The organism is Photobacterium andalusiense (genome assembly GCF_900185625.1).
In the GTDB taxonomy this organism is placed as follows: domain Bacteria; phylum Pseudomonadota; class Gammaproteobacteria; order Enterobacterales; family Vibrionaceae; genus Photobacterium; species Photobacterium aquimaris.
The window spans coordinates 129,619-147,144 of record NZ_FYAJ01000005.1; the positions used below are offsets into that span (position 1 = coordinate 129,619).

The window sequence follows — 17,526 nt, forward strand, 5'->3', positions numbered from 1 at the left end:
GGCGATCTTAGTCGATCTTACCGTGACACTGTTTGTATTTCTTACCTGAACCACATGGACAAGGCTCATTACGGCCGATCTTACGCTCTTCACGCTCAAACGTACCTTGATGGCTATCGTCTTCTGTTTGAGATGCTTCATCGACAATTTGGTTGTCAGCATCCTGATGTTGGAACTGTTGACGACGTGCTAGCATTTCTGCCATTTGACGACGCTCTTCTTCCATACGATCAACTTCTTCCTGCTGCTGTACGCGAACCTTACTTAGGATCGATACCACATCACTCTTTAAGTTATCTAACATCTCTTCAAACAGTTCAAACGACTCACGCTTGTACTCTTGCTTAGGGTTCTTCTGAGCATAACCACGTAGGTGAATACCTTGACGAAGGTGATCCATCGCCGCTAGGTGTTCTTTCCATAACGTATCAAGGTTTTGTAGCATGACCGTTTTTTCAAAGTTGCGTAGTACTTCTGCACCAACAACCGCTTCTTTTTCACGGTAAAGCTCAAATGCTTTTTCGATAATACGTTCACGTAACGCTTCTTCGTAAAGCTTATCTTCAGTATCTAACCAATGTTGAATCGGTAGTTCTAAGTCAAAGTCTTCTTTTAGACGCGTTTGTAGGCCTTCGATATCCCACATTTCTTCTAATGATTGCTGTGGAATATAGTTATCAATAATTGCGTTCAACACGTCTTCACGGTTGTGCTCAATCATTTCACTGATATCGTTAGCATTCATTAGCTCATCACGTAGTTCATACACTACCTGACGTTGGTCGTTGGCAACATCATCAAACTCAAGTAATTGCTTACGAATATCAAAGTTACGCCCTTCAACTTTACGTTGTGCGTTTTCGATAGCTTTTGATACCCATGGGTGTTCAATCGCTTCGCCTTCTTCCATACCCAGCTTCTTCATCATGCCAGAAACACGATCAGAGGCGAAGATACGCATTAGGCCATCTTCCATTGAAAGATAGAAGCGTGAAGAACCCGCGTCACCTTGACGACCAGCACGACCACGTAGCTGGTTATCGATACGGCGAGATTCATGACGCTCAGTACCAAGAATGTGCAAACCACCCGATGCTAGCACCGCATCGTGTTTAATTTGCCAATCGGCACGAATTTTAGCAATTTGCTCTTCGGTTGGATTAGTCAGTTTTTCAACATCCGTTTTCCATGAACCACCCAACATAATATCGGTACCACGACCGGCCATGTTGGTTGCGATAGTTACCGCACCTGGCGCACCCGCTTCGGCGATAATATCAGCTTCTTTTTCGTGGAACTTAGCGTTTAGTACGTTGTGCTTGATGCCGGCTTTTTTAAGTGCATTTGATAGCATCTCTGATTTTTCAATCGATACCGTACCCACAAGACATGGCTGACCGTTCTTAACACGTTCGGTAATATCTTCACTGATCGCTGCGAATTTCTCCGCTTCAGTCATGTAGACTAAATCGCCGTTATCGATACGCGCCATTGGACGGTTAGTTGGTAGTACTACCGTATCAAGGTTATAAATAGATTGGAATTCAAACGCTTCAGTATCAGCTGTACCTGTCATACCCGATAACTTCTCGTATAAACGGAAGTAGTTCTGGAAGGTAATTGAGGCCAAGGTTTGGTTTTCATTTTGAATCTTAACGCCTTCTTTCGCTTCCACAGCTTGGTGAAGACCTTCAGACCAACGACGACCAGGCATAGTACGGCCTGTGTGCTCATCGACAATGATAACCTCATCATCTTGCACGATATAATCGACGTCTTTTTCAAACAACACGTGAGCACGTAAACCGGCATTAACGTGGTGTAATAAACTGATATTAGCCGGAGAATAAAGAGTATCGTTCTCAGCCATAATGTCATTTTTGATCAACAACTCTTCAATGAATTCTTGACCTGTTTCAGTAAAGTGCGCTTGCTTAGACTTTTCATCAACGGTGTAGTGACCTTCACCACGGTAATCAGCGCTGTCTTCTTTATCTTGACGCACCAATAATGGAATCAGCTTGTTCACTTTAATGTACATTTCTGAACTATCTTCGGCCGGGCCAGAGATAATTAGCGGTGTACGCGCTTCATCGATTAAAATCGAGTCAACTTCATCGACTACCGCAAAGAAACGCTCACGCTGCACACGATCTTCAGGGCGGAACGCCATGTTGTCACGCAGGTAGTCAAAACCAAATTCGTTATTAGTACCGTAAAGAATATCTGCCGCATAAGCTTCTTTCTTCGCTGGCGGCGACATATTAGGTACGTTAACACCCACGGTCATACCGAGGAATTCAAATAACTCACGGTTTGTTTCGGCATCACGCGCTGCAAGGTAGTCGTTCACGGTAACAATGTGAACACCTTTACCGGTCAAAGCATTAAGGTATGAAGGCAATGTTGCTGTAAGAGTTTTACCCTCACCGGTACGCATCTCAGCAATTTTACAGTCGTTTAAAACCATACCGCCAAGTAGCTGCACGTCAAAGTGACGCATGCCATAAACACGTTTTGATGCTTCACGAACAGTCGCGAAGGCTTCTGGTAGTAGTTGATCCAGCGTTTCGCCTTGATCTAAACGCTCTCGAAATTCAGCTGTTTTTGCTTGCAGCTCATGATCTTGTAGGCTTTCAAACTGAGGTTCTAGCTTATTGATTTGATCAACAATTTTGCGCATACGACGCAGAGTGCGGTCGTTACGGCTACCGATAACTTTAGTGAGTAGTTTTGATAACATGGTGATGCCGTTTTCTCTTTGTTATATCAGCGTTTCTATTGCTGAATCGCTTAATTCGGGTTTCATTCCTTGGGGGACCTAAGCCATCCTTATCCCACTGGAATCGTCACAACGGTGACTAAGAGGTTAATCCTGAAACATGTAGTACTGATATTGTGTCGTGCTCATCGCTTTTCAAGGGCTAACATTATTATCCTAACAAAAAGCACCTTACTCAATGCTAAACTCATCGTCTTTATTGCCATTGCAGCACAAAAAATACCATGGTCACTGACGCGTGGCAGACATATCACTCAACATATATTAACCTATATGTCTGATATGATAAGTCATATTAATGTCATCGCCTATGATAAAAGCCACAGCAACGGCGTTTATCTATAAAAAATTAGAATCATATCCGCAAAAGTAACATTTTTATTCTGTTGAATATTCAGGAACTAAAATCATGAGAGATCATCGTCCACAAACCCCAGCTCATCTGCTCGACAGTGATGGTCTATCGTCAATTCAACAACGTGCAGCGGCATTAAGCCAACTCGATAGCGCCGTCAAAGCACATCTAAATTGTGCCGAACACTGTCGTGTTAGTAATTATCGTCAAGGGGTACTGATCATTGAAACTGCCTCTGCAGCATGGTCAATGCGACTCAATTATGAACGCTACCAATTAATGATCAAATTACGCGAGAAATTATTGCCTAAATTGCGTGATATTGAGGTCAAGGTAAACCCAGCACTGGCGGCGGTTGCAATTCGTAAGCAAGATAAAATTCCTGATATTATTCAAAAACCGATCAGCGATGTTGCCGCCCAACACCTATTAGCCACCGCTGCCAATGCACCAGATAAAGTCAAAGCTTGTTTAGAACGCTTAGCAAAATTGGCACAAAAGAACACTCGCTGATCACAAACAGCAGATACAAAAACGCCGAACATAAATGCTCGGCGTTTTTTTTAATACAAGGCTATTGTGTGATTTACGCCAATACCATACCCGGTTGCGCAAAAGTGACAGGCACTTCACGCTCATCTTCAAAGGTTGACCACTCATAGGCTTCTTGGTCAGCCAATACTGCACGCAGTAGTTGGTTGTTCAGCGCATGACCTGATTTATAAGCACGCATCTCACCAATGATATTATGACCGCACATGTAAAGGTCGCCAATGGCATCCAATACTTTGTGGGTAACAAGTTCATTGTCAAAACGCAAACCATCATCGTTCAGGATACGGTAGTCGTCCAATACGATTGCGTTATCAAAGCTACCACCAAGACACAAGTTTTGTGACTGAAGGTATTCGATATCACGCATGAAACCGAAAGTACGTGCACGGCTAATCTTTTTAACAAAAGATTTGCTTGAAAAATCTAACACTAGACGCTGCTGATCTGAATCAATCGCAGGGTGGTTAAAGTCGATAGCAAAATCGAGACGGAAACCGTTAAAAGGCACGAGTTCCGCCCACTTGTCGCCATCTTCAATGCGAACAGGCTTTTTAATACGTAAAAAACGCTTAGGCGCATTTAGCGTATCAATACCTGCTGATTGAAGCAGGTAAATAAATGGGCTTGCGCTACCATCCATAATTGGAATTTCAGGCGCATCAACTTCGATAATTACGTTATCGATACCCATACCGGCTAGTGCAGCATTCAAGTGCTCAACAGTTGAAATGCGCACGCCTTGTTCATTCACAAGAGCGGTACATAACATGGTATCGCGCACTGAGTCTGCATTAGCAGGAAAATCCACAGGTGGATTAAGGTCAGTACGGCGATAAATCACGCCAGTATTTGCGGCTGCAGGACGCAGAATAAGCGTCACTTTACGTCCAGAGTGGAGGCCCACACCAGTCGTCTGCACAATGCTTTTAAGTGTACGTTGTCTGATCATCTGCTTTATATCTCAACGGTTAAACAAACTTTTGTTTGCAAACTAATTAGGTGAATAGAAACTATTCGCAACGCCGACTTGGCGAATCGAATACTTATCATACCATAACCCAAAAAATATCCAAAATAATTCACTGCGGTGAAACAATGCACCTTTTGTGGTGAAACAAAAGATGCACTGCTCGCTTCACTAAAATTAGTACCACAATCAATATGATGACTATTTTAGTCCGCTTGCTTACGCAAGAATGCTGGAATATCTAGGTAGTCATGATCAGCACCTTGAGATTTAGCTTGCTGAGTTTCAGCAGGCTTCTCTTCAGCAACTGCAGCAGGTTGTTCCTGTGCAACAACTGGTGCTGGCTTAGATGACGTTACTAGTGTGATATCTGGCTTGCACTCTTTACCAATACCTGTTGCTACTACGGTTACACGTAGCTCATCAGTCATATCAGGGTCAAGTGAAGTACCAATAACCACTGTTGCGTTATCAGACGCGAATGCTTTAACTGTGTTACCCACAGTTTCAAACTCGTCTAGACGCATATCCATACCGGCAGTGATGTTAACAAGTACACCACGTGCGCCCGCTAGATCGATATCTTCTAGTAATGGGCTAGAAATTGCCATTTCAGCAGCTTCTTCAGCACGGTCGTCACCAGCAGCAACACCACTACCCATCATTGCATGACCCATTTCCGACATTACGGTACGTACGTCCGCAAAGTCGACGTTGATCATGCCTGGGCGAGTAATTAGCTCGGCAATACCTTGAACTGCATTCTTAAGTACGTCGTTCGCTTTCGCAAAGGCATCAAGTAATGTGATACCACGACCAAGTACTTTAAGTAGCTTTTCGTTAGGAATAGTGATTAATGAATCAACATGCTTAGAAAGCTCATCAATACCTTGCTCTGCAAATGCCATACGCTTCTTACCTTCGAAGCTAAATGGTTTAGTTACAACAGCAACAGTAAGAATACCAAGTTCTTTAGCCACTTCAGCAATGATTGGCGCAGCACCAGTACCGGTACCACCACCCATGCCCGCTGCAATGAAGATCATGTCAGAGCCTTCAAGCTCTTTCTTGATTGCTTCACGATCTTCTAACGCTGAATCACGACCCACTTGTGGGTTAGCACCCGCACCCAAACCTTTAGTGATATCACCACCGATTTGAATAACAGTGCTTACGCTTGTTTTACGAAGAGCTTGTGCATCAGTGTTAACACTAATGAACTGCACGCCTTCAATAGACTCACGTACCATGTGATCGACAGCATTACCGCCGCCGCCGCCAACGCCAATGACCTTAATTACAGCTTCATCAGACATTTCCATCATCGGTTCAAACATTTGTTCTCTCCGTTATCCTGTTCGCATCAGGTTTAAAAATTCTTTTCGAACCAACCACTGATTCGTGAAAATATTCCTGTTACCGAGCGTTTCGGCTCAAGAGCATTTTCATCAAATGATTGACTATCCTTTCCGTAGTGCAGTAATCCTACTGCGGTAGCATAAGGTGGAGCCTGAACATAGTCAGTCAATCCACTCAGCTCAAGAGGCTGACCTATACGTACTTGATTGCGGAAAACGCGCTCAGCACATTCAGTTAAACCTTCCATTTGTGCAGCGCCCCCGGTAAGGACGATGCCCGCTGCTAGGTGGTGTTTAACACCAGCCTCTCGCAATTGATCTTGTACGGTTAGTAATTTTTGATTTACTAACCCTAGCAATTCACTATATCGAGGCTCGATTACTTCTGCCAGTGTTTGACTTTGCAAGCTCCGCGATGGACGACCACCTACACTAGGTACGTCCACTTTAGCATCTTTGCTCACCAACTCACTCAGTGCACAACCGTATTTCACTTTAATATCTTCAGCGTCACCCGGCGGTGTACCAAACGCATAAGCAATATCACTAGTAACTACATTACCTGCATAAGGAATCACTTCCGCATGACGTAATGCACCACCAGACCAAATAGCAAGATCCATTGTACCGCCGCCAATATCGACCACGCATACGCCGAGCTCTCGCTCATCTGGTGTCAGTACAGCCTGACTTGCTGCTAATCCTGAATAAATCAGATGATCAACGGTCAAGCCACAACGCTCTACTGCTTTAACGATGTTGCGCGCCATGTCGTTATGACAAGTGATCAAGTGAACACTTGCTTCCATACGAACACCTGATAAACCAACTGGGTTTTTAATCCCTTCTTGGTAATCAATCGCAAATTCTTGTGGAATCACATGCAACGTACGTTGCTCATCGCTTATTTTTACCGATTTCGCCGTATGAATAACATTATCGACGTCATCTTGAGTTACTTCTTTATCAGAAATAGGCACCATGCCTTTTTCTGTTTGGCAACTAATATGTTTACCTGATAGCGACAAACACACGGAACCAATTTGGCAGTCAGCCATAAGTTCAGCCTGATCAACAGCACGCTGAACTGACTTTACTACTGACTCAAGGTCATTAACCCCACCTTTATCCATTCCGCGTGACGGGCTGCTACCTACACCGATAACATTAACATTGCCATCGGGAAGGACTTCCCCTACCAAAGCGCAAACTTTGGAAGTGCCGATATCAAGACCAACTATGAGTTTTTTATCTGCAGCCTTAGTCATCAGTGCACGCTCTTATTTTTTAGCCGGCGCATGGTTTTCATACTCCGGTTTTGTTTTCCAACCCACAGCAGCGCCAGTATCATAACGCAAATCTACATAATTAATCGGCTTATCCTGCTTCAATAACTCAGGATAAATCTCGATAAAACGCTTTATACGTTGCATTCGAGCTTCATGCCCTAATTCAAGTATAATTCCGTTTTTTAATACCACGCGCCAAGAACCACGTTCATTAAAGGCTAATGATGCAATTCCAAAACCCGCTTTTTTCAGTACTGGACGCATTTCACGCAATCCAGCTAAAACCTCTTGGCTACTACCTTTAGGACCAATCAGATTGGTTAACCCTAATCCTGCCACTTGTAATGCTGGCGCCTTAAAAACTTTACCAGAACGATTAACTAAATAAGTACCATTCCATTCGGCGACAGGTTGGTTTTCAACCAAAAAGACTTTAATAGTATTCGGCCATTGTTTACGTACAGCAGCTTGAGCAACCCAAGGTAATGTCTCTACTGATGCTTGAATACTATTTACATCTTGGGTCATAAAAGTACCCAGATGATTTGAATGTAATATTGACTGTCTAACATCATCTTTAGTCAGATAATGCAACTGTCCCTGAATTACTAAATTTGACAGAGGTAATCGGTTTGCATCCGTCATCCAGTCTTTAGTAGCACTGACAAGCCAAACCGTAAAACCAATGACAAAGAGAAAAAATGCTAATCCTCCCCAGCGTTTTAAACCACGAGGAGAGGATGATATATGCTCTTTATTTACGACTTCTTCAGTCATCGCGTGTCTATTTACCTTACCATTCAAGCCAAACCATTCCATAAAGGTATTTTACGATGGTGCGCTCAGTCAGGTATAACGAGCAAAGTTAAACGATTATACCGAGCAACTCGACCCACTCCAACACTCATTAGGCGTTTTCCGAGCATAACCTGACAATAAATTTATCTATTTGTCGAGAAATCGCAAAAAATAGCAATCACTGGCGATGGAATATCCAATTTACAGCCAGTGATCAGTATTTACGATACCATTAGTAACAACCAATGCCTTTTAGGCATCATTGCGCATTGCGACAACATTTAACTGCAACTCTGCTAGCTGGCGAGCTATTTTGCCAACATCACCTGCACCTTGTGTCAGAACCAAATCATCATTTTGGATAATATTGGCTAGTATTGCAGGCAAATTCTCGGCTTGTGGCACAAAGACAGGATCTATTTTAGCGCGAGAACGAATCGTACGACACAATGAACGTCCGTCCGCACCAGCAATCGGTGTTTCACCTGCAGCATAAACATCTAGCATCACCAACACATCGACTTGCTCAAGTACATTAGCAAAATCATCATATAAATCGCGAGTACGACTATAACGGTGAGGTTGAAATACCATCACTAAACGTTTATCAGGCCAGCCAGCGCGTGCCGCCTGAATCGTTACATCAACTTCGCTTGGGTGATGACCGTAATCATCAACCAGCATCACATTACCATTGCCTGTTTCAAACTCACCTAGATGATCAAAACGACGACCTGTACCTTCAAACTCAATTAAAGCACGCATAATGGCATCATCACTGACACCTTCTTCAGTCGCAACAGCAATCGCCGCAGTTGCATTAAGAGCATTGTGTTTACCTGGAATATTAAGGGTAATATTCAGTGCCGGCTTATCATTACGTAAAACAGTAAAGTGACCTTGCTGACCGGTTTGAGTGTAATTAACTAATCGTACATCAGCATCTTCAGCAAAACCGTAAGTCAGCATTGGACGACCGACGCGTGGCAATAATTCACGTACCACAGGATCATCAATACACATCACCGCTAAACCATAAAATGGTAGGTTATGAATAAAATCAATGAAGGTCTGTTTTAGCACTTCAAAATCACCACCATAAGTATCCATATGGTCAGCTTCAATGTTAGTGACTACACACACCATTGGCTGCAAGTGTAAAAATGAGGCGTCGCTTTCATCAGCTTCAGCAATTAAATAACGGCTACAGCCTAAACGGGCATTGGTGCCTGCGCTTTTAACTAAACCACCATTAACAAATGTTGGATCAAGCCCAGCTTCAGAATAGATTTGTGTCGCGAGGGCTGTAGTGGTGGTTTTGCCATGGGTTCCCGCAATCGCAATACCATGACGGTAACGCATCAGTTCTGCCAACATTTCAGCACGACGTACCACAGGAATACGTAACTCTGTTGCCGCTAATAGTTCTGGATTTTGCTTACTGATAGCGGTTGATGCTACCACTACACTTGCGCCTTCAACATTTTCAGCCGCATGACCAAAAAAGATCTCAGCCCCTTTGGCAGTCAAACGATTAGTAACCGCATTAGGCGCAATATCCGACCCACTAATACGATAACCTTCATTAACTAATACTTCTGCGATGCCGCTCATGCCAGCACCACCAATACCAACAAAGTGAATCCGTTCGACTCGGCGCATCTCGGGCACCATAGTTCGAATCTTTGCTAATTGCTGGTTATCCAGTTTACTCATCACTTTTGTTCCTGTTTAATTCTTTGCTAGTGATTTGATCACATCAGCAACCCGTTGGTCTGCGTCAATGATAGCGGCATTACGCGCGGCACAAGCCATGTGCTCAAGCGCAATACGATTTAATAAATTTATTTGTTGCGCTAAACCATCAACGGTTAATTGCGGTTGCTCAATCATTTTTGCAGCGCCACATTCCACTAAATGTTCGGCATTTAATGCTTGCTGACGATCTTTGTGCATAAAGGGAATAAAGATCGCACCCACCCCAGCGGCTGATAACTCTGATACTGTCAATGCGCCAGAACGACACACAACTAAATCAGCCCAACCATACGCGGCAGCAACATCATCAATAAACTCAGTAACTTTGTGCGGTGTTTGAGTATCTTTGGCGTAGGCTTGCTGCGTCGATTGCTGATTGCCTTTACCTGCTTGGTGCCAAATGGTGACGTTATCACCTAACAATGCCGCTACTTCCGGCATGGTCTGATTTAAAATCCGCGCACCTTGACTGCCGCCCATCACTAACACGCGAATAGGGCCACTACGCTCAGCAAAGCGTTGCTTAGGGGCTGGCAATAAGGTTACATCTTGGCGAACAGGATTACCCACCACTTGCTTATTCTTAAATGCACCAGGAAATGCTTGTAGTACTTTGGTAGCGATTTTAGCGAGCCATTGGTTAGTTAAACCCGCAACCGCATTTTGTTCATGCAGTACCACAGGAATACCAAGTGACCAAGCTGCTACACCACCGGGACCACTGACATACCCTCCCATGCCTAGCACCACATCTGGCTGCCATGCTTGCATGTATTTACGGGCTTGAAAAATCGCTTTGATAATTTTAAATGGCGCGCCGAGTAACGCTACAATACCGCTACCACGCAGGCCTTTTACTTTAATAAAATCAATATCAATACCGTGCTTGGGTACTAATTCTGCTTCCATGCGATCCGCAGTGCCTAACCAGCGAATTTCCCAACCTTGTTGCTGTAATTGACGTGCAACTGCAAGTCCTGGGAATACGTGACCACCAGTACCACCAGCCATCACCAATAAACGTTTATTCTTTGTCATTAGAATGCTTTTTATCTTGTTCTAGTTGTGAATGTTCAGCAGTTGCTAGGCTCTGTAAACCTAAAGATCCTTGCTCAACCGCTACTTCCATATTATCTAATGCTTCATCATCAACATCAGCTGGTTGCTCTGATGAGAATTTAGCGGCAACCCGTTGTTCAAAATCAATTCGAATTAAAATCGCCACCGCGGCTGCCATAATAAATAAGCTCGAACCGCCATAACTGATCAACGGTAGCGTTAAGCCTTTAGTCGGTACGATACCGGCAGCCGCACCAACGTTAACTAAAGTTTGGAATGCAAACCAAATACCAAATCCAGTTGCCAGATAACCACCAAAAAGTAAGCCATCTTCAAGACATTTACGGCCAATCATGATCGCTTTAAACACTAACGCAAATAATAGCGTCAATACCACGATTACCCCAATCAGACCTAGCTCTTCGGCTAACACTGCAAACACAAAGTCAGTATGTGCTTCAGGAAGATAAGCCAGCTTTTGAATCGAGTTACCTAAACCTTGACCAAACCAGTCACCACGACCAAATGCCATTAATGACTGAGTTAACTGATAACCACTACCGTATGGATCTTGCCATGGGTTTAAGAATGAGGTTACTCGTCGTAGACGATAGGGCTCAAATACGATCAACATCGTAATCCCTCCCATTGCCAATCCGATCATGACTAAGAATTGCCATAAACGCGCACCAGCAAGGAACAGCATGCCGATAGTACCAACGAACATTACCACGAACGAACCTAAGTCAGGTTGTTGGAGTAATAAAAACCCCATAATACCCAGCACAACAAGTGGCTTTATAAAACCGGTAACACTGCCTCTAACTTCTTTATTTTTACGAACTAAATAGCCAGCAAGAAACACAAATAACGACAGTTTAGCAACTTCGGCAGGCTGCAAGTTAAACACCCCAAGTGGAATCCAACGTGCTGCACCATTAACCGAACGACCAATGACTAATACCACGACCAACAATAAGATTGAGGTTAGTAGCATCGGTACACTGTATTTTTCCCACTTTGCTAATGGAACTTGCATTACAATCGCCGCAATCACTAATGAACATGCAAGAAAAAACGCATGTCGCAGTGCAAAGAAGAAAGGAATACCAGTAAGACGAGTGGCGACAGGTATGGATGCTGAGGTTACCATGACTAAACCGGTAATCATTAAGGCTATTGCTATCCACACTAATTGGCGATCATACAGAATCGGTTTGGCTGGCTTTAAAAACCAGCCAGACACTACCGATAATCCGTTACGGGCCATTTTAAACATTACATATTTCCTGAGACTGAATCTTGAAGCCGAATGGCTTGTTCAACAAAAGCATCACCGCGTGCCATAAAGTTGGCAAATTGATCCCAACTGGCACATGCCGGTGATAATAAAACCATATCGCCAGCGTGTACTGTTGCTGCTGCACGATCCATTGCTTCACTCATGGTGTCGACATTTATCGCATCCTCTACCAGCTCGCTAAATAAATGGCCATCACGCCCAAAACAATAAAGTTGTACATTTAAGTCAGCCAGAACGGATTTAAGTTCACTGAAATCAGCACCTTTACCATCGCCGCCCATTAATAAATGCAGTTTGCCTGCTAGTTGTAAGCCTGTTAATGCTGCCATGGTGCTAGCAAGATTGGTTGCTTTTGAGTCATTAACCCATTTAACACCATGCTGATTAACGGCAAGTTGGCACCGATGAGCAAGGCCGGTATAACGCCGCATTGCTTGGCAAGCAGCTTGGCGATCAATACCGACTGCGTCAGCTAACGCTAATGCCGCTAAACAGTTAGCCACATTATGGCGTCCAACTAAAGCGATCTCACTCACTGCCATTAATGGCTCACCAGCTATAGCAAGCCACTCCGCACCATCAACGCTAACTAAACCATAATCGTTACTATCAAAACCAAAACTGGTCATGTCACCGCTAAATAACGGTTTCGTGGCCAGATCATCACGGTTATAAACAGCTAATTTGGCATGATTAAATATACGCATTTTAGCGTTACTGTAATCGCCTAAACCACCAGGATAGCGATCCATATGATCTTCAGATAAATTTAAATATACTGCCGCTTCAAGGGCTAATGATGAGGTGGTTTCTAACTGAAAACTTGATAGCTCTAACACATAAAGATCATGATCTTGCGCCAACATATCTAGCGCCGCAAAACCAATATTGCCGCCAACACCAACATTGATGCCAGCTTCTTTAGCCATTTCACCAACTAAACTGGTAACGGTACTTTTACCGTTAGATCCAGTGATCGCAACCACTGGTTTATTAACCGCACGCGCAAATAACTCGATATCACCGATAAGCTCAATTCCTGCCTGTGCTGCTAATAATAACTCCGGTGTTGCTAATGCAATACCTGGGCTAGCCACAATCAAATCAGCATCTAACAACCATGTTAAATCCCACTGCCCAGCACACATCGCAACGCCTGCGGGCAGTTGATCTTGGCCTGGTGGGTTATCACGGGTATCAATCACTTTAATATCCAGCGATTGTGGTAATCGTACTAAATGGTTAACTACAGATAGACCTGTCATACCAAGTCCAATCACTACCACTTTATTAATACCAACCAAGCCATTCATGTTAACGTACCTTCAATGTTGCTAATGCAATCAATACCAGCATCAACGTGATAATCCAAAAACGGACGATAACACGTGGTTCTGGCCAGCCCTTTAATTCGTAGTGATGGTGAATCGGTGCCATACGGAAAATACGTTGACCACGTAATTTAAACGAGCCTACTTGTAGAATTACCGATACGGTTTCCATCACGAATACACCACCCATGATCACCAACAAAAACTCTTGGCGAACCAATACTGCAATCGTACCCAGAGCGCCACCTAATGCTAGTGAGCCTACATCGCCCATAAACACTTGCGCTGGGTAGGTGTTAAACCATAAGAAACCTAAACCTGCACCAACAATTGCGGTACACAAAATAACTAACTCACCGGCATTGCTTAAATAAGGGATGTGCAGATATTCGGCATAGTTGTAGTTACCCGTAGCCCATGCAATAAAGGCAAAACCTGCGGCAACCATCACTGTTGGCATAATTGCCAAACCATCGAGGCCATCGGTTAAGTTAACTGCGTTACTGGTGCCAACAATCACAAAGTAAGTCAGTACGATATAAGACAGGCCTAATTGTGGCATCACATCTTTAAAGAACGGTACTACTAACTGAGTTGCAGCTGTATCTTTACCGTAAGCATAAAGCACAAAAGCCACCACAAGTGCGATGGCTGATTGCCAGAAATACTTCCAACGCGCAATTAAGCCGTCGGTGTTTTTATGAACAACTTTGCGGTAATCATCAACAAAACCCACTGCACCATAACCAAGCATAACAGCCAGCACCGCCCAAACATAAGGGTTGCTCAGATCACACCACAATAATACGGTTAAGGTAATTGCAGCTAAAATCATCAGTCCGCCCATGGTTGGCGTACCACGCTTACTGAAATGTGACTCAGGGCCGTCATTACGTACCACTTGGCCAATTTGCAGCATTTGTAAACGCGCAATCATCCGTGGACCAAGCCATAATGAGAACAGTAACGCTGTTAAAATACTCATGATGGCGCGAAACGTCAGGTATTCAAACAGACGGAAAAAAGGGATTGAGGACTGAAAGTGGTCAGCTAACCAGTAAATCATTATTTATCTTCCTGCAATGCAATAATAACATCTTCCATATGTGAGCTACGCGCGCCTTTGGCAAGCACAGTCACTTGTGAAGTATGATGTTGGCTAAGTTGTTGATGTAATCTTTGTTTAAGTTCATCGATCAATGCAGTTTTATCACTAAAATGCTGACCATTATTTAATTGGCTAACAACAGCGCTGGCACGACCAAACGTCATCACACCATCAAACTGTTTTTCACGCGCATATTCGCCGACTTCGCGGTGTAAACTGTCGCTTTCTGCGCCTAGTTCAGCCATGTCACCAAGAATAAAGTAACGTTTACCGCTAAAACTAGATAACACATCAATCGCGGCTTTCACCGAGGCGACACTGGCATTATAAGTATCATCAATTAACCGTAACCCTAAGCGTGGTTCAGTGATCGCTAATCGACCTTTGACATTAGTTACTGTTTCTAAACCCAGTTTAACCTCGGTTAACGTTGCCCCTAATGCCATGGTTAATGCCGCCGCAGCCAAAGCATTACTGACATTATGCATTCCGGCAAGCGTTAAGCTGATTTCAATAGCGCCTTGTGGGGTTTGCATCATAAAACATGCTAAACCTTGAGGGTTAATCTTGATTGCAGTTGCAAAATAGTCGCTATTATCGCTAGTAGCAGAAAAGCTCACGACAGTATGTGCTGCCAGTGACGGTTGCCACATATCAAGTCGATTAGAATCAAGATTAATCACCGCTTGTCCTACTGCGGTTAGCCCTTCAAAAATTTCACCTTTGGCTTTGGCTACGCCAGCTAATGAACCAAAACCTTCAAGGTGAGCTGCAGCCAGATTATTAATCAATGCCACATCAGGTTTTACTAATGCTGTGGTGTAGGCTATTTCACCTAAGTGATTCGCACCCAGCTCAATCACGGCATACTTATCGGCAGGTGTTAAGCGCAATAATGTCAGTGGCACCCCAATATCATTATTAAAATTACCTGCAGTTGCGAGTACTTTACCTTTAGTCGCTAAAATTGCCGCCGCCATTTCTTTTACGGTGGTTTTGCCACAGCTACCTGTTAAAGCAAGGGTTTTTAAGCCATGTTCAGCAACCATTTTAGCTTTTAGCCATGCTCCTAGCTGCCCCAAAGCTTGATGGGTATCAGCCACCACTAATTGTGGAATATCTAACGCTAAACGCTTACTGACCAATAATGCTTTAGCACCGTTTTCAAGCGCATTATGACAAAAGTCATGCGCATCAAAACGTTCACCAATAAGCGCAATAAAAAGAGTGTCGTCATCAATTGCACGAGTATCGGTTGATACCGCTGCAATCTCTGTATCTTCACCAATTAATTCAGCCGCTAATACTGCTTGTAACTGACTCAATTGAACCTTGATCATCGCTGTTCTCCAAATAGTGCCGCCACAGTTTCGCGATCTGAATAGTGGATCGTACGATCGGCAAGGATCTGGTAATCTTCATGACCTTTACCAGCAACTAAAATAATATCGTTCGCATTGGCTTGTGAAAGCGCATAAGCACAGGCTTGAGCACGATCATGAATCACAGTTGCTGCCGTGGTCGTGGTTAACCCAGCTTGCATATCTCGCATGATTTGCTGCGGATCTTCACTGCGTGGATTATCATCAACGAGCACAATATGATCGGCAAATTGCTCGGCAATTGCTGCCATCATTGGTCGTTTACCACTATCGCGATCACCGCCACAGCCAAATAAACACCATAACTGACCATCACAATGCACTCGCAGAGCTTGCAATGCTTTTTCTAATGCATCAGGAGTATGCGCATAATCAACGACCATCATCGCTTTTGAGGCGGTCGAATCTTGAAACACTTCCATTCGCCCAATCACGGCTTGTAGTTGTGGTGCTACAGCCAACAATGCAGCCATGTCATGACCTGTGGCGAGTAATGTTGCTAATGCTAATAATAAATTAGTCGCATTAAATGAACCGACTAACGGCGCGGTAAAGTGACCGTTACCCCAACTTGATTCAAAGCAAATCGTCACCCCTTGAGTACTAAAATCAACCGCTGTCGCCGCCAATTTTGGTCCTGAGTACGTAGCCACAGCCGCAGGATTGAGCGCAACTGCAACCGCTTGGGGTAAATCAACTAACCACTGTTGACCCACACTATCATCGGCATTGATTACTGCAATGCCACTGTCGTGGGCGGTGAATAAGCTTTTTTTCGCAGCTGCGTAATGCGCCATATCGCCATGATAATCAAGATGATCACGACTAAGGTTAGTAAAAATGCTCGCCACAAAATGTAACGCACTCACACGACCTTGTACTAAGCCATGAGAGGAAACTTCCATTGCAGCAAAATTGGCCCCTTGAGCCACTAATTCTGCCAAGGTTTGTTGAATTTCAATCGCACTACCCGTGGTATTTAACGCAGGCTGCAGATCAGTTAATAAGCCGTTACCGGTAGTACCCATCACTCCAGCACGATAACCAATCAGATCTGCCCACTGTGCTAATAACTGGCTAATAGTCGTTTTACCATTAGTGCCCGTTACTGCATACAATTTAAGCTGACTATCAGGCTCAGCATAAAAGCGCCCTGCAATAGCAGATAACTTATGCCCTAAATCGTGCAGATAGATAATGATAATGCCATTCTGAAACTGAATATCACCATCAGTGGCGATACTTTCAGCTTCTGCAACAATTGCACTCGCACCTGCAGCAATGGCACTTGTTATAAAACGACGTCCATCAACAGTGTGACCTTTCACCGCCGCAAATAAACAGCCAGCAGTTACTTGGCGGCTATCCAATGTCATCGACGTTAACAGCAATTGTCCGTATTCAGTCGGTACATTATTCGCTGTTAACCAAGGCGCAAGCAAAGCGCCCAATTGTACTTCCTGTTTAACCACTGCCATGAT

General features: G+C 43.9%; 13 protein-coding genes. 1 reads left to right on the top strand and 12 read right to left on the bottom strand.

Going from position 1 to position 17,526, the window contains the following annotated elements; all coding sequences use genetic code 11:
* Positions 1-7 precede the first annotated feature (7 nt).
* Positions 8-2,743, bottom strand: coding sequence for a preprotein translocase subunit SecA (secA, locus tag PAND9192_RS13480; protein WP_087854217.1), 2,736 nt, complete (start codon positions 2,741-2,743; stop codon positions 8-10).
* 448 nt (positions 2,744-3,191) lie between these two features.
* Between secA and PAND9192_RS13485 the strand changes: the two genes are divergently transcribed.
* Positions 3,192-3,650 carry a DUF721 domain-containing protein gene (locus PAND9192_RS13485; RefSeq protein ID WP_087854218.1) on the top strand — a complete coding sequence of 153 codons (459 nt, stop codon included), beginning with the start codon at positions 3,192-3,194 and terminating at the stop codon, positions 3,648-3,650.
* Positions 3,651-3,723: 73 nt separating this feature from the next.
* Here the strand turns inward: PAND9192_RS13485 and lpxC are convergent, their stop codons facing one another.
* From lpxC to murE, 11 genes are all read right to left on the bottom strand, one after another.
* Complete coding sequence (lpxC, locus tag PAND9192_RS13490) at positions 3,724-4,641, bottom strand: UDP-3-O-acyl-N-acetylglucosamine deacetylase (protein WP_087854219.1); 918 nt, start codon at positions 4,639-4,641, stop codon at positions 3,724-3,726.
* Positions 4,642-4,865: 224 nt separating this feature from the next.
* Positions 4,866-5,996 carry a cell division protein FtsZ gene (gene ftsZ / locus PAND9192_RS13495; protein ID WP_065167017.1) on the bottom strand — a complete coding sequence of 377 codons (1,131 nt, stop codon included), beginning with the start codon at positions 5,994-5,996 and terminating at the stop codon, positions 4,866-4,868.
* Positions 5,997-6,028: 32 nt separating this feature from the next.
* Entirely contained in the window at positions 6,029-7,285 is a 1,257-nt protein-coding gene (gene ftsA / locus PAND9192_RS13500) for a cell division protein FtsA (RefSeq protein WP_087854220.1), read from the bottom strand.
* A gap of 12 nt (positions 7,286-7,297) precedes the next feature.
* Positions 7,298-8,083, bottom strand: coding sequence for a cell division protein FtsQ/DivIB (locus PAND9192_RS13505; RefSeq protein WP_087854221.1), 786 nt, complete (start codon positions 8,081-8,083; stop codon positions 7,298-7,300).
* A gap of 273 nt (positions 8,084-8,356) precedes the next feature.
* Complete coding sequence (murC, locus tag PAND9192_RS13510; protein WP_087854222.1) at positions 8,357-9,820, bottom strand: UDP-N-acetylmuramate--L-alanine ligase; 1,464 nt, start codon at positions 9,818-9,820, stop codon at positions 8,357-8,359.
* Between the two features lie 15 nt (positions 9,821-9,835).
* On the bottom strand, positions 9,836-10,900 hold the full coding sequence (murG, locus tag PAND9192_RS13515) for an undecaprenyldiphospho-muramoylpentapeptide beta-N-acetylglucosaminyltransferase (RefSeq protein WP_087854223.1): 1,065 nt from the start codon (positions 10,898-10,900) through the stop codon (positions 9,836-9,838).
* Entirely contained in the window at positions 10,887-12,200 is a 1,314-nt protein-coding gene (ftsW, locus tag PAND9192_RS13520; RefSeq protein WP_087854224.1) for a cell division protein FtsW, read from the bottom strand. Before ftsW ends, murG begins: the two co-directional genes overlap by 14 nt.
* Positions 12,200-13,537: a UDP-N-acetylmuramoyl-L-alanine--D-glutamate ligase gene (gene murD, locus PAND9192_RS13525; RefSeq protein WP_087854225.1), complete on the bottom strand. Its 1,338-nt coding sequence runs from the start codon at positions 13,535-13,537 to the stop codon at positions 12,200-12,202. Before murD ends, ftsW begins: the two co-directional genes overlap by 1 nt.
* Position 13,538: 1 nt before the next feature.
* A complete protein-coding gene (mraY, locus tag PAND9192_RS13530) occupies positions 13,539-14,621 on the bottom strand; it encodes a phospho-N-acetylmuramoyl-pentapeptide-transferase (protein WP_087854226.1) in 1,083 nt (360 codons plus the stop codon).
* Entirely contained in the window at positions 14,621-16,003 is a 1,383-nt protein-coding gene (gene murF / locus PAND9192_RS13535) for a UDP-N-acetylmuramoyl-tripeptide--D-alanyl-D-alanine ligase (RefSeq protein ID WP_087854227.1), read from the bottom strand. Before murF ends, mraY begins: the two co-directional genes overlap by 1 nt.
* Positions 16,000-17,523 carry a UDP-N-acetylmuramoyl-L-alanyl-D-glutamate--2,6-diaminopimelate ligase gene (gene murE / locus PAND9192_RS13540; RefSeq protein WP_087854228.1) on the bottom strand — a complete coding sequence of 508 codons (1,524 nt, stop codon included), beginning with the start codon at positions 17,521-17,523 and terminating at the stop codon, positions 16,000-16,002. Before murE ends, murF begins: the two co-directional genes overlap by 4 nt.
* Positions 17,524-17,526 lie beyond the last annotated feature (3 nt).